This window comes from Chryseobacterium sp. B21-037 (genome assembly GCF_028570785.1).
GTDB lineage: Bacteria > Bacteroidota > Bacteroidia > Flavobacteriales > Weeksellaceae > Chryseobacterium > Chryseobacterium proteolyticum.
This window is the reverse complement of sequence record NZ_JALGCB010000001.1, coordinates 4,452,559-4,476,785: the sequence shown is the minus strand read 5'-3', so window position 1 is coordinate 4,476,785 and position 24,227 is coordinate 4,452,559. Positions and strand designations below refer to the sequence as shown.

The window sequence follows — 24,227 nt, the reverse complement described above, 5'->3', positions numbered from 1 at the left end:
TATGATTATCAAATATTAATCCCTGTTTTTCACCAGTATCCAGCTTGAGAATTTAACCGGTGTATTTTTCTTATCATTTTCGTTCCAGGTTACCGAGTACCAATATGTCCCAGTAGGAACCTTTTTACTACCATTAGTAGTACCATCCCATTTATATCCATTTGTTTTGTCGGCCTGGTGAACCTTATTACCATATCTGTCGAAGATACTCAATATTAAATTTTGTTTGTGGGCCAGCGCTGAATAATCAATTACATCATTAATTCCATCATTATTCGGAGTAATTACATTGATCAGGTTCGGTACCACCACTGTAATATCAATTGGATCACAGTCATAAAAATCCTTTACATAGACCTGGCTATCTCCTCTCGGTACATTGCTAAATACATTAGAAGTCTGCCAGTTGATATTATCTAATGAATATTGATAAGGAGGTGTTCCTCCGTTAACCGTAACTGTAATAGTGTTGGTCGAAATATCAATATTGGATATTACAGGCTGCTCACTTGCATACACTTTTACCTCCTGAGTTGTGATGCATTCTCCAGTTTTTAGTTTTACCCAATAAGTCCCTACGCTTACGTTTGTGATCGCCTGGGTTGTAGCACCTGTACTCCAGAGGTATGAATCGAAGCCGGGACCGGCATCCAATGTGGTAGTATCCTCCATACAGATGGTTTTATCAGTAAGGACTGTCGATTTTACCGGTGGGAGCACAGCTAGAGTAACTTTTGCGACGGCAAAACAATTATTTGAATTGAATACTTTTATGTATACCACACCATTAGAAGCGATGTACGCAGACGGTGTTGCGATTTCATTTGTTCCATTCACCGCGTCAGTAAGTGAAGGATAATATTTCTTGGTTACGGGTGCCTGTGTAGTAACCGATGCGGCGGTAAGATTAAAAGACGCTGTAGAGGAGGCGCCTTCAATAAAACATGATCTCAAAATAGCATCATTTACAACCACCACAGGATAAAACTTAAGATAAATCATCCCTGTTCCAATACATCCCAGCTGGGAAATTATTTTTACATATACTGTTGCTTCAGCAGATACATATGCAGAAGGATTCAGAATTTCATTAGTACCTGCATTAAGATCGTTTAAAGACGGATAATATTTTTTAACTGCTGTAGGATCACCAAAAACAGCAGCAGTTGTAAGATCAAATGTTGCCGTACCCGCATTATTATTGTTGCAGGCAAATAAAGAAACGTTATTCCCTGTTATATTTCCCAGCTTAAATTTAAAGGCACCCACCTGCCTGCATGAATTGATTGGATTGTTGGGATTCGCAGGATCCTGATAATGTATACTGAAATAATAAGTTGTTGCTGTATTAACGGTAATGGGAGTTAAAATCGGGCTTGCACCGGAAAGGGCATCATTTTGTGAAGTATGGTATGTTATCTGGAAATTAGGGTTCGCATTAAGAATGCCTGCCGTCAAAGTACTGAAATCAAAAACAGCCGGACTATTACATATAATAACTTCACGTGGGTCAGCCGGATTAGCCGCAGGAACCCCCGGAGGGACAAATGGATATGGCTGTATTGCAGGGTCCGTGAAAGGAGATGCCAAAGCAGCAGTACCTCCCCAGGTCAAAGAAAACGGAGCCATTGTAGTACTGGCAGCACCCACCCAGTTATCTATATATAAATAATAAGTCTGACCTGGCAAAACATCTAAATATTTACAATAAGGAGTCAGTGATCCACCAGGTGCATCTACAATCGTACTTGTCATATTTAATCCTGTAGACGGACCTACACCAATCACAGTTGCAGCATTACAGCGTATAGGAGATCCTAAACTTCCGCAAGCTACATTAGGACCATAAATAGCCCAATCATAATCCGCATCCGGATCATTGGGCACCAAATCAAAAGTAAGCGTTCCGCCAGTGGCAATAGTAAGTTTATACCAAATTGAATTGTGCTCGCCTGTTATTAAGCACCCTCCTAAATTTTCATTTACAGCTCCAATTCCTGTGGGAGAATATGTAATGCTTGAATTTCCACAAACCGATAATGCAGATGAACAATCTGCCTGGGAAAAGAGGATTTGTGAGATCAATAAAAAAATAATAAGTAAATTTTTCCTCATGAATACATGCTTTTGTTAGAAATTAATCAATAATTAAATCAATACACAACACATATATCAAATATACTTATTATTTCATTAAAATTTATAAAATAACAAAAATCATTAACAATACATATTAAAAATATGTAATTTTTAAACAAAAACACATCTATTAAAGAATTATTTTATACTTGTCAAATTCCCACATAAATTCTCAAGATGGAAAATTTTGTGAAAAGGACTTTTGACTTCATTCAGATGTTCTTTATCCTGAATAAAGGTATATCGCGATGCAATAGAATTCATATCTGAAACGATCACAAGCCAGCATTCGTCTACTGAAGTGTCGTAATAAGGAAATTTTTCATTCTTTTTCTCAATCAGTTCAAGTATTTTATCCGAGCATAATTCATCAAATAAATTCATACTGTATTCATGTGTAATAAATACATTTCTGCGATGAAAAGACTTCCTGATTTTTTTAACGCAGCCTACCGGTTTGTTTTTCTTTATGCTCTTACAGATGGCAAGAATACTTTCCTGCTGTTCCTCGGGATTATCAAACCTGAAATCCGAATGAAATTCTAAAAAATAAACACCACGATATTTCGTAGTGTCTTCTTGTTCTAATAATATTTCAGCCTGACGGAAAATCTTGTTAAGATTACTTTCTATCTTCTTCATTTCCAAATGATTGATCACCTCAGTGAGTTCTATCCCAATTTTTTTATCATTTAAATTAGCGATAAAGTCGGGACTTTCACAGGTAAGGTTTTCAAATTTAACATCGGGAAAATGATGCATAAAAGAATTCAACAGTAAAATTTCTGATTTTTTCTTATACTTTTCGCGGTCATGAAGCTGAGATTCGTCTATTTTACGATGATACTTTTCTATCGGCTTTTTTTTCAAATGTCGATTCAGGTAATATAAGCTTAGATTCTTGATTAAATCTTCATCGGAAAACACCTTTTTCATGACTGCCTTTTTATTAATGGTTAATAAAACATGGAACCTAAAGTTTCATCTGAGAAGTTTTTGATTATCAAAAAATTACACTTAAAGGTAAGCAAAAAAACTATTCAACAGATATTTTTAAAAATAAATTGTCAAATAATTAATGTATAGTTTACTTTCATATTCAATACCTTTGGCTTTTAAATACAAAATTGTGATACATGGATTTTAAAAACTTTAAAATACCTTTTAATACCAATCCCCAATATTCAAAAAAAGTTGCCTATTTTTCAATGGAATTTGCCATTGAACAGGTTTTAAAAATATATTCCGGAGGACTGGGCTTTTTAGCCGGTTCACATATGAGAAGCGCCTATAATTTAAAGCAGGATTTTATAGGAATAGGAATACTCTGGAAATTCGGATACTATGATCAGGCAAGAAACCACGATCAGACACTACAGCCGGTATGGACAAAAAAAATGTATAGTTTTTTGGAAGATACCGGAATAAAATTCCAAATTGAAATCCACAGCGCTCCTGTTTGGGTGAAAGTATGGTATCTGGATCCTGAAATTTTCCATACCGCCCCTATGTTTTTTCTATCAACAGATGTACCGGAAAATGACCACGTTTCAAAAACAATCTGTCATAAACTATATGATGCCAATGAATCGACAAAGCTGGCTCAATATATTTTATTGGGAAAAGGAGGTGCCCAATTACTGGACGAAATGAATCTGGAAAGAGATATTTATCACCTGAATGAAGCACATGCCTTGCCCGCTGCATTTTATTTATTAAGAAAATACAATGGAGATTTAAGCAAAGTAAAAGAGAAACTTGTTTTCACAACGCACACTCCTGAAGAAGCGGGAAATGAAAAACATAATCTGAAATTATGTTATGACATGTCTTATTTTTCAGGCTTTAGTATGGAAGAAGCCAAAAGCATAGAAGGAGTAGATGATGAACGTTTCAATCATTCTCTTTGTGCATTAAAAATGGCTAAAGTTGCCAATGGTGTTTCACAACTTCACGGTGTGGTTTCCAGAGCAATGTGGAGTAAATATCCCGGAATTTGCGAAATCAAATCAATCACCAATGCCCAGGAATTTAAATACTGGGCAGATAAGCGCCTCTACAACTCCAAAGATGAAAGAGACGATCAGGCATTTGATTACCGTAAAAAATATTTAAAAAAGAGACTCTTTAAAATCGTTGCCGATCAAACAGGAAATCTTTTCAATCCAAACATTTTTACTATAGTCTGGGCAAGGAGATTTGCCGGTTATAAACGTGCTGATCTGCTTTTGCACGATAAGGACAGATTTTACAAGTTATTGAATAATCCTGAACATCCTGTTCAGATAATTTGGGCAGGGAAACCCTATCCAATGGATTATTCTGCCATTTCTACATTCAATACACTGGTAGAAGAAAGTAAAAATCATAAAAACATGGCTGTCCTTACAGGTTATGAGCTTTCTTTAAGCAAATCACTAAAACAGGGTTCAGACCTATGGCTGAATAATCCCAGGGTTCCAAGAGAAGCTTCAGGAACTTCCGGAATGACTGCTGCTATGAATGGTTCTGTAAATCTTTCGACAGATGACGGCTGGATTCCTGAATTTGCAAGACACGGACAAAACTCTTTTGTCGTTCAAAAAGCAGATTACCTGAATATGAGCATCTACGAACAGGACAACTATGATTTAAACCAGTTATATGAAATCCTGGAAAACCAGATCCTCCCAACCTACTACGATAATGCAGACAGCTGGAGGAAAATACAGTACAATGCCATGGACGATGTTAAGCATCAGTTTAACAGCGATAGAATGGCTGATGAATACTATAGCATGCTGTATAATTATTAGGGTGAAATTGCTGAATTGAGAAATTTAAAAAATTGAGACCCTTATAATTTTTAGGTCAATATTATAAATAAAAGCTGCCGGAGAATTCTCCGGCAGCTTTTATTTTAAGTTAGTCTTTTTTCTTTTTAGGGACTTTCAAGCCTTTCTCTCTTGCCTCAGAAATTCCGATTGCAACAGCTTGTTTCTTACTTGTCACTTTTTTTCCAGAAGAAGATTTTAATTTACCCTCTTTGAATTCGTGCATTACTTTTCCTACTTTTTCCTGAGCTTTATCTGAATATTTTGTCTTGCTCATGATGCTATTTTTTTAAGATTTTGGCAGGGATACCCCTATTTCATAAACTTCAGCGTGTTTCAAATATTTTGAACGCTCTCTTGAAGTAACCGATTCTAAACGATCATTTTTGATCACAATAATCGGATCTTCTGCATTTTCAATTTCAAAATTGGCTAAATATCTTTCGTCAGGAGCATCCTGACGCATCTTAGCTTTTATTTTCTGCAGATCGTCTGCGTATTTTCTGAATCCCGGATCTGAGGAATGGATAAATTTATATTCATCACCTGCATATACATAATAATGTAATTTTTTTTCAATAAGCCCTGCTTCATCTGAAATCTGCGGATTATCATTTCCATCTTTAAAGCTTACTTCCACTAAAGTTCCGCCCTTTTTCTGTGCACATGCTTCAGCATCTTTAAAGCTCGAAAAACCCGTATACACTATTTGATCATTCAAAACGTAACGATTTAATTTCTGATTGAATGCATTCGTTTCCATAATTATTATTTTAGCTTGATTTGTAATAATACATTCAATTTTTTTGCCAAAGCCTTATATTAAAAAGCTTTTTTGTGCGTTTGATAAAATTATTATCTTTGAATCTGTTTAAAATTAGAAATGAAAAAAATCCTATTAAGTCTTGGTGTTGCCATAGCTCTTCAAAATCTATCTGCACAAGAAATCACATTAGATAAAATATATTCAGGATATTACCGTGGGAAAGGCATTGCCGGAATTACTTCCATGAAAAACGGAGAAAACTACCTGGTTATTGAGCAAGGCGGTATCGCAAAATATTCTTATAAAAATTCTCAAAAAGAAGGTAATATAGTAGACGGGCAGTTTGAAAGCTATGAGTTTTCCGATGATGAATCCAAAATTCTTTTGCTTAAAGAAAGACAGCCTATTTATAGACATTCGTTTTTAGGGAAATTTGAAGTTAAAGACCTTAAATCAGGGAAAATCATTTCTGTTAATGAAGGGAAACCCGTTCAGGAGCCCAGGTTTTCACCGGATGCATCTAAACTGGCATTTATTGCAGACAATAACCTGTTTTTTCAGGATCTGAATTCCGGAAAGATCACTCAGATAACGACGGACGGAAAGAAAAACTCAATTATCAATGGACTTGCTGACTGGGTATATGAAGAAGAATTCGGACATGCAAGACAGTATGAATGGACCAAAAATTCGGATGCCATTGTTTTCATAAAATCAGATGAAAGCCAGGTTCCGGAAATTTATATTCCTATTTATGGTAAAACTCTTTATCCGACAGAAATGCGTTATAAATATCCAAAGGCCGGAGAAAAGAATTCTGTTGTATCAGCTCAATTATACCGTCTTGATTCAGGAAAAACAATGCCATTAAATCTTGGATCCTTCAAGAATTATTATATTCCCAATGTATTTCAGACAGCAAAACCTGACGAAATGGTTTTGATTACTTCAGAAAGAATACAAAACGCTTCTGATGTTTTAAAAGTTAATACAAAAACCGGTGCTGTTCAAAAATTATTTACAGAAACAGATGATAAGTGGATTGATACGGACAGTCCAACATTGGAATTCCTGGAGGATGATTCTTTCCTTTGGGGATCAGAAAGAGACGGGCACCGTCATCTATATTGGTATGACAAAGATGGTAAACTGAAGAAGCAGGTTACAAAAGGAAACTGGGAGGTAACTGATTATTATGGCTACAATCCAAAATCTAAAGAAATCTATGTTCAGACCACTGAAAAAGGAAGTATTAACAAGGTAGTATCCAAAATCAATATTGAGAATGGGAAATCACAGCTGATCTCCAATACAGAAGGAAATAACTCTGCTAATTTCAGCAAAAACTATAATTATTTCATTGAAACCTCCTCCTCTGTTTCAAAGCCTTATACTTTTGTACTTAAGGACGGTAATGGTAAAACAGTAAAAGAACTTCAGAACAATAACGACCAGCTTCAAAAATTACAAGCAGATAATTTTGCCGTGAAGGAATTCATTACCATTCCAAATAATGCAGGTGATCAGATGAATGCATGGATCATAAAACCTAAAAACTTTGATCCGAATAAAAAATATCCTTTATTTATGTTCCAATACTCCGGGCCCGGTTCTCAGCAGGTTTCTAATTCTTGGGATCAAGGAAATACACTGTGGTTCAATCATTTGGTTCAGAAAGGATATATTGTAGCGTGTGTAGACGGACGTGGTACTGGTTACAAGGGAGCTCAATATAAAAAGGTAACATATATGAACCTCGGAAAATATGAAATTGAAGACCAGATTACCGCTGCGAAATGGTTTGGAAATCAATCTTATATTGATAAAAGCAGAATCGGAATGTTCGGATGGAGCTTTGGTGGATATATGACAAGTTTGGCTATGACAAAAGGAGCCGACGTCTTCAAAGCAGGAATTGCTGTTGCTCCGGTTACCAACTGGAGGTATTATGATTCTGTTTATACGGAAAGATTCATGAGAACTCCACAGGAAAATGCTGACGGTTATGATAAAAATTCTCCAACAGAATACTCTAAACTGCTCAAAGGTAAATTTCTACTAATCCATGGTACTGCCGATGATAATGTACATTTTCAGAATTCTATGGAATTCTCGGAGGCCTTGATCCAAAACAAAAAGCAATTTGATTTCATGGCATATCCTGATAAAAACCACGGAATTAGTGGCGGACAAACAAGACCTCAGCTCTATCAAAAAATGACGGATTTTATCCTTAATAATTTATAATCCATCGTTAAAAATATTTATTAAACCTTCTGATTTACGTTAGAAGGTTTTTTAATATTCATTTCATTTATCGTTTTTCTAAAGAGTAATTTATTTTATCAATTAAAATTAAAAACTTATTTTTGGGAAATTTGAAATTTGTATAGATGAAGACTAAACATCCTAAAGGCCTGCCTTTTCTATTTTTTACCGAAATGTGGGAAAGGTTCGGGTACTACTTGATTCTCGGAATTTTTGTTTTGTATGTTATTGAACCTACCGGTTTAAAAGGAGGTCTGGGATTACCGGACAAAACCGCTGACGATATTTTCGGGACCTATATTGCACTTACCTATCTAACCCCGTTTATTGGAGGTTTCTTGGCAGACAGGGTTTTGGGATATATCAAATCTATTTATCTGGGAGGAATTCTGATGGCTGCTGGATATATAGGAATGGGCGTTTTCAAGGATCTCCCTTTATTCTACACTTCTCTGGCACTTATTATCATCGGAAACGGTTTTTTTAAGCCAACCATTTCTACCCTTCTCGGAAATCTATATTCTGAAGAACCTTATAAAGCCAATAAGGACTCTGGTTACAATATTTTCTATATGGGCATCAACATAGGAGCATTTATCTGCAATATTATTGCTGCTTTCATGCGTAACAAATTTGGATGGGGTGAAGCTTTCATTACCGCCGGAGTAGGAATGCTTATCGGAATGGTCATTTTTACCATTGGGAGGAAGCACTATATCCACGCAGCTCAGATGAAACCAGTTCAGGAAGGAGATACTAAGCTTTCGGAAATCTTAATAAAGGTTTTTTTACCGGCTATTATTGCCGGAGCCATCGGATGGTTTATTCCGGGTAATATATTTGGAAGCGATAGCACCGATGCATTTATTTTTGCATGTATTCCTGTCATCTATTTTTATGGTTCTCTTTATTTTAAAGCAAAACCGGAAGAAAAAACGGCTATCGGAGCATTATTATCTGTTTTTATGATCAGTATGTTTTTCTGGGCAGTTTTTAAACAAAACGGAACCGCTTTAACAAGATGGGCGAATTATTATACCGATCGAAGTGTTCCCGCAGCCATAGAAAAACCTTTAGAGAATATCTATATGGTAGATGGTAAAAGTTATGAGGACAAAGAAGTTCCTGTTTATGACAATCAATTCCAGTCACAGAAAGATAAAGACGGAAATACAATTAAAGTGCAGGGGAAAGATGTTTATTTTAAAAATATATCTTCTGAACAACGTGCTGAATTAGAGAAAAATCCAAAGAATAAGGTTTATTTATACAACACTGAATTATTTCAATCCATAAACCCTTTCTGGGTTATTGCTTTAACCCCTCTGATCGTAGGCTTTTGGGCAATATTACGAAGAAAAGGAAAAGAGCCGCTTACTCCTACAAAAATTGTTTTAGGCTTATTCATCTCCGCATTATCCTGCCTGGTAATGGTATTGGCAGTAATGGCCGGAGATAACGGAGCTGTAAAAGTTTCTCCATGGTGGCTTGTTGCCGGTTATGGAGTGATTACAGTAGGAGAACTCTGCCTTTCCCCAATGGGACTTTCTTTTGTTTCAAAGCTTTCTCCTGCAAGAATTACAGCATTGATGATGGGTGGTTTTTTCCTTGCCAACTCAGTCGGAAATAAGTTATCAGGAATATTGGCAAGTACGTGGTACAGCTATGATAACAAGATGAATTATTTCCTGGTTAACTTTGCTTTATTGATTTTTGCTACGCTTTTAGGGCTTTCAATGCTTAAAAGATTAAACAGGATCATGAAAGAAAAAGGGCATTAATTAACCCTTTTTAATAGATAATAAAAGCTGTAGAATTGATCTACAGCTTTTTTATTTAAATATAAAATTAAAATCTTGCCAAAAACTCAAAAAAAACTATATTTGCTAGTCTTAACAAAAATTAACAATAAGAATGGATAATATTGAAGCATTAAGTCCGAAACCGGATGAACTTGTAGAGAATAAGAGCTCCAGACATCCCAAAGGATTATGGGTTCTTTTCGGAACAGAAATGTGGGAGCGTTTCAACTTTTATGGGATGAGAGCACTTTTAACGCTCTTTATGGTAAACTCCCTATTGATAAAAGAAGCTGATGCAGCGATCATTTACGGTGGATTTTTAGCTTTGTGTTATTTAACACCTCTTTTAGGAGGATTTATTGCTGATAAATATATTGGTAACAGATACGCCATTATTATTGGTGGATCCTTAATGGCCATCGGTCAGTTTTTGCTGTTCATAAGTGCCTCCACTTTTTCTGCTGATATCGGAAGTGCCAAGCTTATCATGTGGCTTGCCTTGTTCATTATCATTTTTGGTAACGGTTTCTTTAAACCGAATATCTCCTCAATGGTTGGAAGCCTTTATCCCAAGCAGGAAAAATCAAAGCTGGACTCTGCCTTTACTATTTTCTACATGGGAATCAATATCGGCGCATTCCTTGGGCAATTTATCTGTCCATACGTTGGGGATGTTAAAGATGCGGCAACAGGTGTAAGAGATATTTTTGCCTTCAAATGGGGATTCCTTGCAGCTTCTATTGCCATGATTATCGGAACGGTAACATTCTTCATCCTTAAAAACAAATATGTGGTAACTCCGGAAGGAAGACCTATCGGAGGATTACCAAAACATAATACAAGTGCAGATTTTGAAGAAGGGGAAACTCAAACGGCTAAATTCTCAGGTCCGTCATTAGGAATAACGGGGCTTATATTTGTCGTTTTATTTTTTGCTTTCAGATATCTTCTTGTAGGAGAATTTGGATTCAATTCAGTAGAGATGGGGCAGCTTATCAAAGGAATTATCTATCCTTTCATCTATGCGGCAGGTATCGCTTTAGCATTCCTGATTATGACTTCTGCTGAAAATAAAGTGGAAAGACAGAGAATCTGGGTAATTTATATCGTATCATTTTTTATTATTTTCTTCTGGGCCGCTTTTGAGCAGGCAGGTTCTTCCCTGACGTTCATTGCGGATAACCAGACAGACAGGAATATTTTAGGCTGGAATATGCCTCCTTCCATGGTTCAGATCTTCAACGGGATCTTTGTTGTTATACTTGCCGTTCCGTTCAGTTTGATCTGGGACAAATTAAGAGCCAAAGGAAAAGAACCTGTATCTCCGTTCAAGCAAGCTATGGGATTGGCATTAATTGCGCTTTCTTATTTCATCATTGCCCACAATGTAAAAGATCTTGGAAGCTCAGGTTTGTTAGCAATCAAATGGTTGATGCTATTGTATTTCATCCAGACATGTGGTGAGCTTTGCCTTTCTCCTATTGGTTTATCACTAGTAGGTAAGTTAGCTCCAAAAAGATTCGCTTCATTACTATACGGGGTTTTCTTTATCTCCAATGCAGCAGGTTATGCTTTAGCAGGCTCATTAGGAGCTCTTATTCCTGCAACAGGTGATAAATTTAAAAAAGCGGAGGAAATCGGAGTAAACCTTCAGGATGTTTTAGATAAAAAAGTAACTTTAACAGCTGATCAAATAGCTGCTTTTGATAAAGCCCAGCTCCCATTACACAATCCTACATTTGCCGGATTTGAAATTCACAACCTGTTTCAATTCTTCATGGTATTCGTAGTACTTTGCGGTATTGCTGCGGTAATTTTAGGTTTAATTTCACCTATTTTAAAGAAAATGATGCACGGTGTAAAGTAGTTGCATTAATAAAATACTATAAAACCTCTGCTTTGTCAGAGGTTTTTTTATAAATTAGCACGCCGTTTCAAAATGAAACAGCTTTTCGTTTATTTTCATTTACTATGTATACATTAGAAGAAATACAAGATTTTAAAGGTAAGTATCCTAAACAGCTTTGGACGCTATTCACAGTAGAAATGTGGGAGCGTTTTTGTTTTTACGGGATGCGCGGAGTTCTTACCATTTTTATGGTGGACCAATTGGGCTTATTGGAAGATAAAGCCAATTTACAATATGGAGCAATACAGGCCTTCATTTATGCATTCACCTTTATCGGGGGAATTTTTGCAGACAAGATCCTGGGATTTAAAAGATCATTGGTTTTTGGCGGACTTATCATGTCCATTGGTAATCTTATTATTGCCTTTTCGCCCCATGATTTCTTTTATTTCGGAATTACCTGTTCAATCATTGGTACCGGTTTTTTCAAACCTAATATTTCTTCGATGGTAGGAGAACTTTACAAGGAAGATGACCCAAGAAGGGATGCAGGATATGGATTATTTTATGCAGGTATTAATATTGGTGGGTTACTTGGGGGTGGCTTATGTGTTTATCTGGGGAAATATTATTCATGGTCATGGTGTTTCCTTGCAGCTGCCGTTGTAATGATTTTAGGCTTGATTACATTTTTTGCGACAAAGAAAACCTTAGGCCCTATCGGAGATTCTCCATTACAGGCTCTTCCACAATCCAAAAGAACGACTCGTGAAGTGTTGGTTTATATCGGAGCGTTGCTAAGTATGCCGCTTATTTTTATCATGGTCAAGAATACGGATTATACCGATTATTTTATGTACCTGATAGGAATTGTTGCGGTCGGATATTTTATCATAGAAACATTAAAACAAACCACACCTTATCAGAAAAAGCTTGTTGCCGCATTCATATTCATCTTCATGTACTTTGTGTTCAACTCTATTTATGAGCAAAGCGGAGGTTCATTATCTTTATTTGCAAAAGATAATCTTGTACATAAGCTTTTAGGCTTTGGTATGGATCCTAATGTTATTAATAATAGTGCCAATTCATTTTTCATTATCATTTTCAGTCCATTGATCGGGCTGGCATGGATTGGTTTAAATAAAAGAAAATTAGAGCCTAATACCATCAACAAATTCGGGATTGGATTTTTATTCCTTGCAGCCGGATTCTTTTTATTTTATAGTTTAAGATATTTTGCGGGTGCTGATGGAAAATCTTCACTTAATCTGTTTACCTTTACCTGGCTGGTCATTACTTTCGGAGAATTATGTTTGGGGCCGATCGGAATGTCTATTATCACAAAACTATCACCAAAGAAAATGTTCGGAATGATGATGGGATTGTGGTTTCTGGCAAGTGCATTCGGACAGTTTGCAGCCGGTAAAATCGGAGCAAGTTTTTCGGAGGCCAATACCGGCAATACCAACATGAGTAAACTTATTGCTTATACCGACGGATATAAAACTCTGGGAATCTATGCATTGATTGCTGGTGTGGTATTAATTTTGATGTCCAAGCTTGTGAGAAAATTAATGCAAGACGTAAAATAAAATATAAGCTTATTATGCTTAATTTTATTAATAATTTAAAATTATATGAAAAAAATTCTAAGCATAATAAGTTTGTTTTTGTTTACCCTGAGCTTCGCACAAGTCAAATGGATGACTATTGAAGAAGCCCTGAAGGCTCAGAAACAAAATCCTAAAAAAATTCTTATTGATTTTTATGCCGACTGGTGTGGTCCATGCAAAATTATGGACAAAAAGACATTTGGTCATCCAGTAATTGAGCAGATCCTGAATGAAAACTATTATCCGGTGAAGTTCAATGCAGAAGAGAAAAAAGATATTGAAATTTTCGGGAGAACATTTTCCAATCACACCGTTGAACACAAAAAAGGAAAAAATTCACTCCATGAATTCACACAATATATGAACGTTGCGGCAGTTCCCAGCATTGTTTTTCTGGATGAGAAAGGAGGACCCATCACTATTCTTCAGGGTGAACTTTCAGCTATAGAGCTTGAGCCTTACCTGGAATTTATTTCAAAGGATATGTATAAAAAAATCAAAACTCGGGAACAGTGGGAAGATTACCAGAAAAAGTTTAAATCCAAAATAAAAAACTAGTTTGGGATTTCCAAATTAATAATTAAGGCTTCCAATTTTTTGGAAGTTTTTTTTATTTTACCGAAATTCGGACTTTTATTTTTTCATTTACTATCGCGGATCAGAAACCTGTATCCAAGCTAAAATTGAATCTAGAAACCTCTATAGAATACGTTAAAGGAATCGGTCCTGAAAAAGCTAAACTCATTAAAAGTGTGTTGGGAATTTCTACTGTGGAAGATTTGCTTAACTTCTATCCTATCCGGTATCTGGATAAAAATAAAGTGTATAAAATTTCTCATCTTCAGGAAAACAATCTGGAGATTCAGCTAAAAGGAAAAATTACCCATGTTCAGGAAATTCAAACCGGAAAAACCAAAAGGCTCTCCGCCAAATTCAATGATGAAACCGGAACAATGGATCTTGTATGGTTCCAATATTCAAAATGGCTGAAAGAGCAGCTTCCCATCAACAGGGAAGTCTATATTTTCGGAAAGATCAATCTTTTTAATAATCAGTTTTCAATGCCACATCCGGAAATTGAAATTGAAGAAAAAAGAGAAAATGATAATCGCCTGAGACCAATTTATCCAAGCTCTGAAAAGCTGACAAAACGTGGTTTAAACCAAAAATATTTTCAAACAATTCTCAGAAATATCTGCAAAGAGATCCCCAATCTTATTGAGGAAAACCTGCCGGATTACCTGATAAAATCCTTTAAATTCTTATCAAGGCAACATACTTTTTTAAATATCCATTTTCCACAGAGTATGGAATATTTTGAAAAGGCCGATCATCGGTTGAAGTTTGAAGAATCATTTTTCTTTCAGCTAGGCTATGTTTTAAAGAAAATTCATCATAAAAGCCAGGCGTTCGGCAATCCATTTCCTATTGTGGGAGACTACTTTACCGGTTTTTATGAAAAACATCTTCCTTTTGAGCTTACCAATGCCCAAAAACGTGTTTTAAAAGAAATACGCTTAGATATGAAGAAACCGATACAGATGAACAGGCTTCTTCAGGGAGATGTAGGCTCAGGAAAAACGATGGTTGCTTTGCTTACTATGCTTATTGCAATGGATAACGGCTTTCAAAGTTGTATGATGGCACCTACTGAAATCCTTGCCCAACAGCATTATAACGGAATAAAAGAATTGCTGGAAAAAACAGATATTAATGTCCGGCTTTTAACCGGCTCCACAAAGGCTTCTGAAAGGAAAATCATTCATCAGGAGCTTGAAAACGGAGAGCTGTCTATTTTAGTAGGCACTCATGCCGTACTTGAGGATAAGGTTAAGTTTAAAAATCTCGGGCTTGCCATTATAGATGAGCAACATCGGTTTGGTGTTGCACAACGGGCAAAACTTTGGGCAAAAAACAAAATTCCGCCACACATTCTTGTTATGACAGCCACTCCTATTCCGAGAACCCTGGCTATGAGCTTTTACTCGGACTTGGATGTTTCTGTGATTGATGAAATGCCCGTAGGTAGAAAACCGATTATAACAGCTCATAGAAGAGAAAAAGACAGAACCTATGTTTATAATTTCTGTAGAGATGAAATAAAAAAAGGCAGACAGGTCTATTTTGTATATCCGCTGATAGAAGAGTCTGAAACCTTAGATTATAAAAATTTAATGGAAGGTTTGGATCATGTTATGAACTCTTTTCCGGATTATAATGTGAGTATGCTTCATGGAAGGATGAAGCCGGATGAAAAAGACGCAGCCATGCATTATTTTGCATCTGGGAAAGCAGAAATTATGGTTGCAACGACAGTAATTGAAGTGGGTGTAAACGTTCCCAATGCCTCAGTAATGGTTATAGAGAGCGCTGAGAGGTTTGGTTTGTCGCAGCTCCATCAGTTAAGAGGACGCGTGGGCCGCGGGGCGGAACAAAGCTATTGCATTCTCATGACTTCAGATAAACTATCAACTGAAAGCAGAACTCGCATCAGGACAATGACAGAAACCAATGATGGATTTAAAATCTCAGAAGTAGATATGCAATTACGCGGACCTGGTGATATTTTAGGTACTCAGCAAAGTGGTGTTGTAGATTTTAAAAGACTTGACCTGGTAAAAGATTCCGGGATTATAAAAACAACAAAGAAAACAGTTGAAAAGATTCTTGAAAAAGATCCCCTGCTTGGTCTTGCGGAACATCAGATTATTAAAAACTACTATCTGAAATACTATAAAGGGAAAAATAAATGGAGCAAAATATCATAAAAAAACCGCAAAAAGAAAAAGATCTTTCCGCGGCCCCCTTATAAAACTGTTATTTAGAAGAAATTATTCTCGTGGTAAAAAATTTATTTAGTAGAATGCTTATTATTCTGTAATTTGATGTGGAGTGAAAATATTTATAGCATTTGCATTTTTATTTTAAGCCACTACTAAATAAATTTTGAAAAAACAAAATGAATTATGTTTCCAACTTACTTATTATAAAAACTAACTGTGTTTGTCGAAAGGATTTTAAAAGAAACGACTATAATATCCCCCGACGCTTGAGTTTTCATGATTGTACCGTTTTGTTTAAAGATCTTCTACGCTTAACATTGGAACTGAATAATCCATTTTGTTTTACTAACATCGTGATTAACATTTTTTACTTTCAAGATTTGAAAAATAATTATTTATATTAATTACTTTTATGATTAATTTGTGTTAGCACGTTTCTTGTACAAATTTCATCAATTGTTATTAATAACTATTTATATTATTATATTTAATAGTTATAAAATTTTCACCTATTGGTGAGTATTGTATAATATGTCTTATTTTATTTCTGAATTAAAATCCAGAAACATCAATGTTTATCATACTTTCAGGATAAGATTATCCTTATTGAGTCCTGATGTGTGGTATTGCCAATTGAGAGTCACTACCTCGGAAATTACCCTTTTCAGGTCTTTATAATTATCTGGTTTTTTTATATAAATATTTGCACCTTTTACAAAAATCCTTTCGACTTCTTCTTCTGACAACGTATCACAATATACCCCTGTGACCATACTGTTCAACCTCACATCTTTTTTAATCTCTTCCAGACATTCCAGCATCCCTTTTTTTGGAATGGTGTAGTTCATCAGCAGCACTTCCGGAATAAGAGCCTCCGCATTATTTAAATATTTCATCAAATCCTCACCATTGGAAAACGACTGCACCTTTACTGTTATTTTAAGATCTTTAAGTATACTTTTAAATAGAATAATATTGCCTTCGTCATTATCAACAAGTATGGTATTTAAATATTCTTTATTCATAAAGCATTTTATTAGTAACAGCCACAGTCTGCTCTTTTCTCCTTTTGATAATAATTTTCTGAAACTGGGAAGGAGTGATACCCGTTGTATTTTTAAATTGTGTACTGAGATGAGCAACACTGGAGTAGTTCAGCTTATGTGCAATCTCCGTAAGGTTAAGTTTATTTGTAATAATCAGCTCCTTGGCATATTCTATCTTCTGTAGAATAATAAAGTTTTCTATAGATGTGTACGCGACTTCTGAAAAAAGATTGGAAAGATATCCGTAGCTATGATTCAATTTTTCAGCAATGTAAATAGACGCTTTAACAGCAACAATATCTTTTGAGAAAACCAATTCTACGATTGCATCTTTTATTTTCTGGACTAATGCAATCTTCTGGCTCTCGATAATTTCGATGCCATAATCTTCAAGATTCTTTTTGAAATTATTGTGCTGTTCCTCAGTAAATGCTTCATAAAATTCAACTTCCCCAAAATTCAGCAAACGGTATTTCAAACCCTGTTCTTTAAGCTTTTCATCCAACACTTTTTTACAAAGAGCATTGAAATCAAATTTCACATACATTTTCATCCTAGTACAAGTGTGTTAATTATTTTGTAAATATAAACTTTTATTTCATATAAATGTGAAATAGGTTAATAAAGTTAAAATAATTTTCATAAACGCAAAAAACTCCTGCATTAAAGAATACAGGAATTTAAACACTAAGGATGAAAAAAATATACTGATAAAAGCCAATACAGCTTAAAACCAAGTATATGAACGTATTATTTTTGAAGTGATTTGGTTCTTTGCAAATATCACAATTATAACCAAGTCACCCGTTATAGAATTATCAGATATTGTTACACAATTATAAGTCTATTGTTCGTGAATTATAAATTCCATGAGATAATCGTCCATCACGAAACCATTCCCGATATCAAATACTCCTTCGTCGTAGATCCGGTATCCTTGAGATTCGTAAAATTGTCTTGCGGCATTAAATTTATTTACATTTAAGATTATTCTGCCATCTCCAGCTTCAAGTGTTTTGTCTGCCAAAAAAGCGAGTGCTTTTTTCCCAAATCCTTTTCCTTTACTCTCGGGAACCAAATAAATCCTGTGGAGTTTTGTTGTTTGATCTTCGTAGGCATTTTCGTAGCCTATAAATCCTTCAAAAGAGTTACTTTCTCCATCTTTAATAAGATAATAATGATAATGAGGGTGCTGCAAATGCCCTGCAATCTCTTCTGTAGAATACATTGTACCCAACATATACTCCATCTGTTCAGCCGAAAGTATTTCTGCATAGGCATTTTCCCATGATCTTCTGGCTAAATCCTGAATTAAAGGAATGTCATTTTCTGTTGCTTTTACTAATTCCATAATTTTATCATTAAAAAAAGTGAAAGGCACGAACCTTTCACTTTATGTTATTTAATTTATTGACAGATAACGTAACCGCATATTTATTTTTAACGTCTTACGTATCTTAAACATTCGCCATTTCAGCTTTTATTTTCGCGTAAAGTCCTTCTGATGCTGCTACGAGAGGAAGTCTTAAATAATTTTTAATAATTCCTTTTTCTGTCAAAATCACTTTAATTCCACATGGATTTCCTTCGGCAAAAATCAATCTTGTGATTTCCACAAGTTTGTTATGAATTTCATAAGCTTCTTTTACTTTTCCATCCAAAGCTAACTGAATCATAGTAGAAAACTCTTTTGGATATGCTTGTCCTATAACGGAAATAACTCCTTCACCCCCTGCCAAAGTTACAGGCAATGCATATTCATCATCTCCCGATACTAATGCAAAACCTCCAGGCTTCTTTCTTAAAATATCGAAATATTGAAGAATGTTTGGAGCGGCTTCCTTAATTAAGAATAAATTAGGAAATTCTTTAGCCAATCGAATCGTAGTATCTGCCTCTATATTTTGTCCTGTTCGGGAAGGCACGTTATAGATAATGATCTTTTTTCCTGTAGAAGCCAGAGCTTTATAATGCTGATAAAGCCCCTCCTGATTAGGTTTATTATAATAAGGAGAAACTGATAAAACTGCTTCAAATGATGAAAGATCCGTTTCTTCAATTTGTTTTTTTACTTCAAGAGTATTGTTCCCTCCAATTCCCAGAACCAAAGGAAGGCGTTTACTATTTACCTTAATGATATGATCTGTAACCTGTTTCTTCTCCTCTGCAGAAAGTGTTGCAGCTTCCGCTGTAGTTCCTAAAACAACTAAATAACTGGTTCCGTTTTCAATGTTATATTCAACAAGTTTTGTTAAACTATCAAAATCAACGGATAAATCTTCATTAAAGGGTGTTACCAAAGCCACACCTACTCCTTTTAAAATGCTCATCTGTTAGAATTATTTTTGTCAAATTTAATAATTTCGACTAAGAATTTATAATAAATAATAATGTTTTATTCTACATATAATTATATTTGCATATACTAAAAGAAATTATGAAAAATAAATTCTTATTGCTGGGAATTGCCTTGGTTTCGCTTACATCTTGTAAAACAATTCCTTTACAGGTAGCAAATGTGGAAACACAAAAGAATATTTCCATTAATAAAGATCTGAAGAATGATGAGGCTTTTGTAAAAGTTATTGAACCTTATAAACAAAAACTGGATCGGGAAATGAATCAAAAAATTTCCCATACGAACACAGATCTTACCAAACAAGGTGATAACAGCAATCTGGGAAATCTTTTAGCTGATTATACTTTTGAAGGAGCCAATGAATGGGCAAAGTCACACCTGCAAAAGAATGTTGACGCTGCTCTCATCAATATAGGAGGTATTCGCACTTCCATTGGCAAGGGTGATATTTTACTCAAAAATGTATACGAAGTGATGCCATTCGAAAATGAAGTGGTCATTGTTAAAATGAAGGGATCCGACTTGCAGGGTTTATTTGAATACTATGCAAAAAATGAGGTCAATAATCCGGTTTCTCATTTGTATATAGAAACTCAAAACGGCAAACCATCCAAAACTTTAATTGACGGAAAAACCATTAATTCAAGTCAGGATTATTATATTGCAACTTCTGATTATTTAGCATTAGGAGGTGATAACATGAATTTCTTTGCAAAAGGGGAATCAATTTCTACGGGAATTAAAATGAGAGATCTTTTTATTGATTGTTTTAAGAAAAACCCGCAGATTGTTCCCAATACAGATGTTCGTTTAAATTTTATCGGTAAGAAATAATGGATAGAAAAAGATTTATAAAAACAATTGGTGGCGGGACTATGGCAATGGCTTTAGCTCCCAATATGATGATGGCTGAAGATTTCGGACTGAGTACCTTATCTTCAACAAATAAACTTACTATTCTTCATACCAATGATCAGCACAGCAGAATAGAACCTTTTGATGAAAGTTATACAAAAAATCCTAATCAGGGAGGTTTTGCAAGAAGAGCAAGTTTAATACAGCAAATCAGAAGTAAAGAAAACAATGTATTGCTTCTTGACTCGGGAGATATATTCCAGGGAACACCATACTTTAATTTCTTTGGCGGCGAACTTGAATTCAAATTAATGTCCATGATGAAATATGATGCTTCTACCATGGGGAATCATGATTTTGATAATGGATTACAGGGGTTTCTGAATGTTTTGCCTAATGCACAGTTTCCATTCATCTGCTCGAATTACGATTTTAAAAATACAGTTTTAGATGGTAAAACATCTCTCTATAAAATCTTCAATAAAAACGGAATCAAAGTAGGGATTTTCGGAGTAGGCATTCAATTGGAGGGGCTAGTGGGTAAAAAACAATATCAGGAAACCGTATATTCGAATCCGATTGAAGTTGCACAACATTATTCAAACTTTTTGAAAAATGAACAAAAATGTGATCTTGTAATTTGCTTATCACATATTGGCTACGATTACAAAGGAGAGCCCGATAAGGTAAGTGATAAGATACTGGCTGCAAGTACAGAAAATATCGATCTGATTTTAGGAGGACATACCCATACATTTTTACCGGAACCCCAAACCTTTAAAAACCGTCAAGGAAAAAATGTCCTGGTAAATCAGGTGGGATGGGCAGGACTTCTTTTAGGCAGAATAGATTTCCATTTTGACAATAACAAAAACGTACAACATATCTCCTGGAATAATCAGGTAATAGATAGCAGTATAATAGCATAATATGAAAAAACTCTCCATAATTTCCCTTGGTATTTTAGCATGCTTTCAAATGGCTAATGCTCAGGTTATCTCTTCAAAAAAATGGGCGGATATATTCTCCTACAACAATGTTATCTCCATGAAAGAAGATAATGGGAAAATAATTGCAGCTGCAGAAAACGGGCTATTCTATTATACCATCTCGACAGGTGAAATTACGAAGTTATCCAAAGCAAACGGCCTTCATGAAGTAGGTATTTCTGCTTTTGATTACAATGCTCAAACCAAGATCGGGCTTATTGGTTATCAAAACGGCTCCTTGGATATTGTTACTCCGGACGGTGTTACTTATGTTGTGGATATCCCCATTGCTACAGGATACAACGGAAGCAAAAAAATCAATCATATATCAATTACAGGAGATAAGGCTGTTATTTCAGTTGGCTATGGAGTCTCTATTTTTGATCTTAGAAAAAAAGAGTTTAACGATTCTGCTTTTTTTCTTGCAGGAGGTGTATACGAAGCGAGTAATGAAGCAACTATCGTAGATAATAAGGTATATTCTGTAACAAATACTGGTTTAAAGAGCCATGAAATGAATACGACTTTTCCGGTATTTTCTACCTGGACAACTGATGTCCCGGGAACATTTACCCAAATCGATTCTGATCCTGTTATTAGCTTTTCTTCTGCAACTACAGCATACATCTTTAATAATGGTGTCTCTACTCCACTTTCACAGACTTTTGGAAAAGTACAGGATATCGTAGTGAGTTCAAATGGCATTATTGTTACCGATCAGAGTAGGATTTACACTTTCAATACCAACGGAAACTATGTTGGGACTGCGAGTGTAGGAGAAGAATGTAATACCGCTATAAGGACAGGTTCGAAGATATATGGAGGAACTATTCTTTCGGGAATTAAAGATGAAACCAATAATGCATTTAAACCGGATGGTCCCTATTTCAACTATGCTTATAAACTTAATTTATATGGTGAAAATCGAATTTTAGTTTCAACCGGAGGTAGAGAAGCAAGATTCAACACTCCACTTATTAATGCTAAAAATCCGGGTTTTTACTACTTTAACGGAATGCAGTGGATATATTCATCTTATTTTATAGGACAAACACAGTCATTTAATATTTTAGATGCTGTAGCCGATCCGAGCAATTTGGATGAAGTCTATTTCACCAACTATGTATATGGAGGACAGGGTATTTACAAAATGAAATACAACAGCACAAATAAAGATTTTGATTTTACAAAATATTACAGCTTATCGCCACCTAATAACTTTGCCTATAGACCTGTAGGCTTAACTTATGATGATCAAAATAACTTATTTGCTACTGTAGGTTTCATGGACAATGGCTCTATGTCTGTGGTTCCATATGACAAAACTGCTGACAATTTTATCGTAAAGGAAATAGCAGGTCTGAGCCACGGTGTGCAGAAAGCTCTATATTATGAAAATCTTTTATGGGTACCGATCCCAAGGACGAACAACTTTTTAGTATATGATTATAAAAAGACTCCAACAAACGTATCTGATGACACCGCTTATATCCTGACTCAAGCCAGCGGATTTCCAACCAATTCAGGAGGAACGGTTTCTGTCGCCATTGATAAAGCCGGAGATGCGTGGATAGGTTCTGACACAGGACTACGTATTTTATCCAATGCGGTAACAGCCATTAAAGAACCCAATCCTACTGTAAACCCTATTATCATTGAGCAGAATAATCTAGGTGAGGAGCTTTTCCGTGATTCTCAAATTCTACAAATAGAAGTAGATGCAGGAGATTATAAATGGATTTCAGTAGATGGTGGAGGAGTATATTATCTGTCTTCAGATGGACAAAGAACCATAAAGCATTTTACAAAGGAAAATTCACCATTGCCTACGAACAGCATCACTGATATTAAAGTAGACAGAAAAACAGGAAAGGTATATTTTGCTTCTTACAACGGAATTGTAACCTATCAGGGAGATGTAGCGGATGTAACTTCGGGCTTCGGAAATGTAGTGGTGTACCCGAATCCTGTGGTATACTCCAATTTCAAAGGAAAAGTTACAATCAAAGGTCTGGCGGAAAAAACAAACATAAGAATAACTGATGTTGCAGGAAACGTCATTCACTCGGCAGTAGCAAGAGGTGGTTATTATGAATGGGACCTTAATAATCAGCGAGGAACCAGAGTAGCATCAGGTATCTATTTTGTCTTAATGACCAATGAAGATGGTTCTGATAAAGCGACCGCCAAAATAGCTGTGGTTAATTAATGAATTCACAAAAAGGATTTTTACTTTCATTTATCAAATACGGGGAAAATGATGCGGTTCTTCATTGCTTTACAGAAGAGGAAGGCTTTCAGACTTTTTTCCTGAAGGGGATTTACTCCAAAAGAAATAAGAAAAAAGCATTATTGCTTCCGTTAAACCAACTCAGTTTTTCCATTCCTGTGGGAAAAAGTAGCGGAATACCGTCCGTTACCAGATTCGAGTTGGTAAAAAACAACGATATGTATACCGATATAAAGATCAATACTGTAGTTTTCTTTATTTCAGATTTTCTTAATCAGATCCTGAGAAATGAACATAAAAATTCTAATCTCTATTTTTCCATTGACGAGTTTATTGATGAACTCTCTCTAAAGAATTATCAATCCCATTTGATTTTTTTAATTAAAATTTTAAAAATCCAGGGTGTAGCACCCCTACTCGACAATCACCAGTATCTGGATCCGGAAACAGGAACTTTTTCATCTCAACCGGCTCATCAATTATTCAGTCATGAGATCTCAGCCGCATGGAAATCTATTATTTCTTCACAGAATCCTTATGAATTAAAAATTCATTCAGCATTAAGAAAGGATCTCCTGGATAGTATATTGGTTTATTACCATTACCATATTACAGACTTTAAGATTCCAACTTCCCTGGAAGTGATCCAGCAGATATTTGAGTAAGTAAATTACACAATCATAAGATCATTTTTCTTATGGTTGTCATCGTT

General features: G+C 35.3%; 19 protein-coding genes. 11 read left to right on the top strand and 8 right to left on the bottom strand.

All coding sequences use genetic code 11. From position 1 onward, the window contains the following. Positions 1-15: 15 nt before the first annotated feature. Positions 16-2,115, bottom strand: coding sequence for a gliding motility-associated C-terminal domain-containing protein (locus tag MTQ00_RS20065; protein ID WP_273650771.1), 2,100 nt, complete (start codon positions 2,113-2,115; stop codon positions 16-18). A 162-nt stretch (positions 2,116-2,277) separates the two neighbouring features. After that, positions 2,278-3,075 (bottom strand): hypothetical protein, encoded by a 798-nt coding sequence (locus MTQ00_RS20060; RefSeq protein ID WP_273650770.1) that lies wholly within the window; start codon positions 3,073-3,075, stop codon positions 2,278-2,280. A gap of 200 nt (positions 3,076-3,275) precedes the next feature. Here MTQ00_RS20060 and glgP point away from each other — a divergent pair, with 200 nt between their 5' ends. Beyond that, positions 3,276-4,934 carry an alpha-glucan family phosphorylase gene (glgP, locus tag MTQ00_RS20055; RefSeq protein WP_273650769.1) on the top strand — a complete coding sequence of 553 codons (1,659 nt, stop codon included), beginning with the start codon at positions 3,276-3,278 and terminating at the stop codon, positions 4,932-4,934. 109 nt (positions 4,935-5,043) lie between these two features. Here the strand turns inward: glgP and MTQ00_RS20050 are convergent, their stop codons facing one another. Both MTQ00_RS20050 and MTQ00_RS20045 read right to left on the bottom strand, forming a co-directional pair. Next, positions 5,044-5,229, bottom strand: a complete 186-nt coding sequence (locus MTQ00_RS20050; protein WP_172283850.1) for a DUF6496 domain-containing protein — start codon at positions 5,227-5,229, stop codon at positions 5,044-5,046. Between the two features lie 12 nt (positions 5,230-5,241). Further along, positions 5,242-5,715, bottom strand: coding sequence for a hypothetical protein (locus MTQ00_RS20045; protein ID WP_172283848.1), 474 nt, complete (start codon positions 5,713-5,715; stop codon positions 5,242-5,244). A 120-nt stretch (positions 5,716-5,835) separates the two neighbouring features. On the opposite strand from MTQ00_RS20045, the gene MTQ00_RS20040 reads away from it, so the two are divergent. The 6 genes from MTQ00_RS20040 (at position 5,836) to recG (ending at position 16,021) form a co-directional block, all read left to right on the top strand. Beyond that, a complete protein-coding gene (locus MTQ00_RS20040) occupies positions 5,836-7,965 on the top strand; it encodes a S9 family peptidase (protein WP_273650768.1) in 2,130 nt (709 codons plus the stop codon). A gap of 146 nt (positions 7,966-8,111) precedes the next feature. After that, the gene (locus MTQ00_RS20035) at positions 8,112-9,767 is read left to right on the top strand and encodes a peptide MFS transporter (protein WP_172283845.1); all 1,656 of its coding nucleotides are present in this window, start codon (positions 8,112-8,114) and stop codon (positions 9,765-9,767) included. 133 nt (positions 9,768-9,900) lie between these two features. Continuing rightward, positions 9,901-11,655 (top strand): peptide MFS transporter, encoded by a 1,755-nt coding sequence (locus tag MTQ00_RS20030; protein WP_172283843.1) that lies wholly within the window; start codon positions 9,901-9,903, stop codon positions 11,653-11,655. 104 nt (positions 11,656-11,759) lie between these two features. Next, a complete protein-coding gene (locus tag MTQ00_RS20025; protein ID WP_273650767.1) occupies positions 11,760-13,232 on the top strand; it encodes a peptide MFS transporter in 1,473 nt (490 codons plus the stop codon). Positions 13,233-13,277: 45 nt separating this feature from the next. Further along, a complete protein-coding gene (locus MTQ00_RS20020) occupies positions 13,278-13,811 on the top strand; it encodes a thioredoxin family protein (RefSeq protein WP_273650766.1) in 534 nt (177 codons plus the stop codon). Positions 13,812-13,903: 92 nt separating this feature from the next. Further along, positions 13,904-16,021 (top strand): ATP-dependent DNA helicase RecG, encoded by a 2,118-nt coding sequence (gene recG / locus MTQ00_RS20015; RefSeq protein ID WP_273651081.1) that lies wholly within the window; start codon positions 13,904-13,906, stop codon positions 16,019-16,021. A gap of 593 nt (positions 16,022-16,614) precedes the next feature. On the opposite strand, the gene MTQ00_RS20010 is transcribed toward recG, so the two are convergent. The 4 genes from MTQ00_RS20010 to dapA all read right to left on the bottom strand — a co-directional run bounded on the left by MTQ00_RS20010 (position 16,615) and on the right by dapA (position 19,412). Then, positions 16,615-17,061 carry a response regulator gene (locus MTQ00_RS20010; RefSeq protein WP_172283837.1) on the bottom strand — a complete coding sequence of 149 codons (447 nt, stop codon included), beginning with the start codon at positions 17,059-17,061 and terminating at the stop codon, positions 16,615-16,617. Beyond that, the gene (locus tag MTQ00_RS20005; RefSeq protein ID WP_273650765.1) at positions 17,054-17,635 is read right to left on the bottom strand and encodes a helix-turn-helix domain-containing protein; all 582 of its coding nucleotides are present in this window, start codon (positions 17,633-17,635) and stop codon (positions 17,054-17,056) included. Before MTQ00_RS20005 ends, MTQ00_RS20010 begins: the two co-directional genes overlap by 8 nt. Positions 17,636-17,926: 291 nt before the next feature. Then, the gene (locus MTQ00_RS20000) at positions 17,927-18,433 is read right to left on the bottom strand and encodes a GNAT family N-acetyltransferase (RefSeq protein ID WP_273650764.1); all 507 of its coding nucleotides are present in this window, start codon (positions 18,431-18,433) and stop codon (positions 17,927-17,929) included. A gap of 106 nt (positions 18,434-18,539) precedes the next feature. Further along, positions 18,540-19,412: a 4-hydroxy-tetrahydrodipicolinate synthase gene (dapA, locus tag MTQ00_RS19995; RefSeq protein ID WP_273650763.1), complete on the bottom strand. Its 873-nt coding sequence runs from the start codon at positions 19,410-19,412 to the stop codon at positions 18,540-18,542. 107 nt (positions 19,413-19,519) lie between these two features. Here dapA and MTQ00_RS19990 point away from each other — a divergent pair, with 107 nt between their 5' ends. Genes MTQ00_RS19990 through recO form a run of 4 tightly spaced genes read left to right on the top strand, consistent with a single transcriptional unit; the run spans position 19,520 to position 24,180 of the window. Continuing rightward, the gene (locus MTQ00_RS19990; protein ID WP_172283829.1) at positions 19,520-20,275 is read left to right on the top strand and encodes a 5'-nucleotidase C-terminal domain-containing protein; all 756 of its coding nucleotides are present in this window, start codon (positions 19,520-19,522) and stop codon (positions 20,273-20,275) included. After that, positions 20,275-21,225, top strand: coding sequence for a bifunctional metallophosphatase/5'-nucleotidase (locus MTQ00_RS19985; RefSeq protein WP_172283827.1), 951 nt, complete (start codon positions 20,275-20,277; stop codon positions 21,223-21,225). Before MTQ00_RS19990 ends, MTQ00_RS19985 begins: the two co-directional genes overlap by 1 nt. 1 nt (position 21,226) lies before the next feature. Further along, positions 21,227-23,494: a type IX secretion system anionic LPS delivery protein PorZ gene (porZ, locus tag MTQ00_RS19980; protein WP_273650762.1), complete on the top strand. Its 2,268-nt coding sequence runs from the start codon at positions 21,227-21,229 to the stop codon at positions 23,492-23,494. Further along, the gene (gene recO / locus MTQ00_RS19975; protein WP_273650761.1) at positions 23,494-24,180 is read left to right on the top strand and encodes a DNA repair protein RecO; all 687 of its coding nucleotides are present in this window, start codon (positions 23,494-23,496) and stop codon (positions 24,178-24,180) included. The genes porZ and recO overlap by 1 nt, the downstream gene beginning before the upstream one ends. Positions 24,181-24,227: the final 47 nt, after the last annotated feature.

Excerpts from the sequence above, each read along its gene's own strand:
- MTQ00_RS20000 (WP_273650764.1), bottom strand. The coding sequence starts at position 18,433 with ATGGAATTAGTAAAAGCAACAGAAAATGACATTCCTTTAATTCAGGAT.
- MTQ00_RS20020 (WP_273650766.1), top strand. The coding sequence starts at position 13,278 with ATGAAAAAAATTCTAAGCATAATAAGTTTGTTTTTGTTTACCCTGAGC.
- MTQ00_RS20025 (WP_273650767.1), top strand. The coding sequence starts at position 11,760 with ATGTATACATTAGAAGAAATACAAGATTTTAAAGGTAAGTATCCTAAA.
- MTQ00_RS20045 (WP_172283848.1), bottom strand. The coding sequence starts at position 5,715 with ATGGAAACGAATGCATTCAATCAGAAATTAAATCGTTACGTTTTGAAT.
- MTQ00_RS20040 (WP_273650768.1), top strand. The coding sequence starts at position 5,836 with ATGAAAAAAATCCTATTAAGTCTTGGTGTTGCCATAGCTCTTCAAAAT.
- porZ (WP_273650762.1), top strand. The coding sequence starts at position 21,227 with ATGAAAAAACTCTCCATAATTTCCCTTGGTATTTTAGCATGCTTTCAA.
- MTQ00_RS19990 (WP_172283829.1), top strand. The coding sequence starts at position 19,520 with ATGAAAAATAAATTCTTATTGCTGGGAATTGCCTTGGTTTCGCTTACA.
- MTQ00_RS20010 (WP_172283837.1), bottom strand. The coding sequence starts at position 17,061 with ATGAATAAAGAATATTTAAATACCATACTTGTTGATAATGACGAAGGC.
- MTQ00_RS20035 (WP_172283845.1), top strand. The coding sequence starts at position 8,112 with ATGAAGACTAAACATCCTAAAGGCCTGCCTTTTCTATTTTTTACCGAA.
- MTQ00_RS19985 (WP_172283827.1), top strand. The coding sequence starts at position 20,275 with ATGGATAGAAAAAGATTTATAAAAACAATTGGTGGCGGGACTATGGCA.
- MTQ00_RS20005 (WP_273650765.1), bottom strand. The coding sequence starts at position 17,635 with ATGAAAATGTATGTGAAATTTGATTTCAATGCTCTTTGTAAAAAAGTG.
- MTQ00_RS20060 (WP_273650770.1), bottom strand. The coding sequence starts at position 3,075 with ATGAAAAAGGTGTTTTCCGATGAAGATTTAATCAAGAATCTAAGCTTA.
- MTQ00_RS20050 (WP_172283850.1), bottom strand. The coding sequence starts at position 5,229 with ATGAGCAAGACAAAATATTCAGATAAAGCTCAGGAAAAAGTAGGAAAA.
- MTQ00_RS20065 (WP_273650771.1), bottom strand. The coding sequence starts at position 2,115 with ATGAGGAAAAATTTACTTATTATTTTTTTATTGATCTCACAAATCCTC.
- MTQ00_RS20030 (WP_172283843.1), top strand. The coding sequence starts at position 9,901 with ATGGATAATATTGAAGCATTAAGTCCGAAACCGGATGAACTTGTAGAG.
- dapA (WP_273650763.1), bottom strand. The coding sequence starts at position 19,412 with ATGAGCATTTTAAAAGGAGTAGGTGTGGCTTTGGTAACACCCTTTAAT.
- recO (WP_273650761.1), top strand. The coding sequence starts at position 23,494 with ATGAATTCACAAAAAGGATTTTTACTTTCATTTATCAAATACGGGGAA.
- glgP (WP_273650769.1), top strand. The coding sequence starts at position 3,276 with ATGGATTTTAAAAACTTTAAAATACCTTTTAATACCAATCCCCAATAT.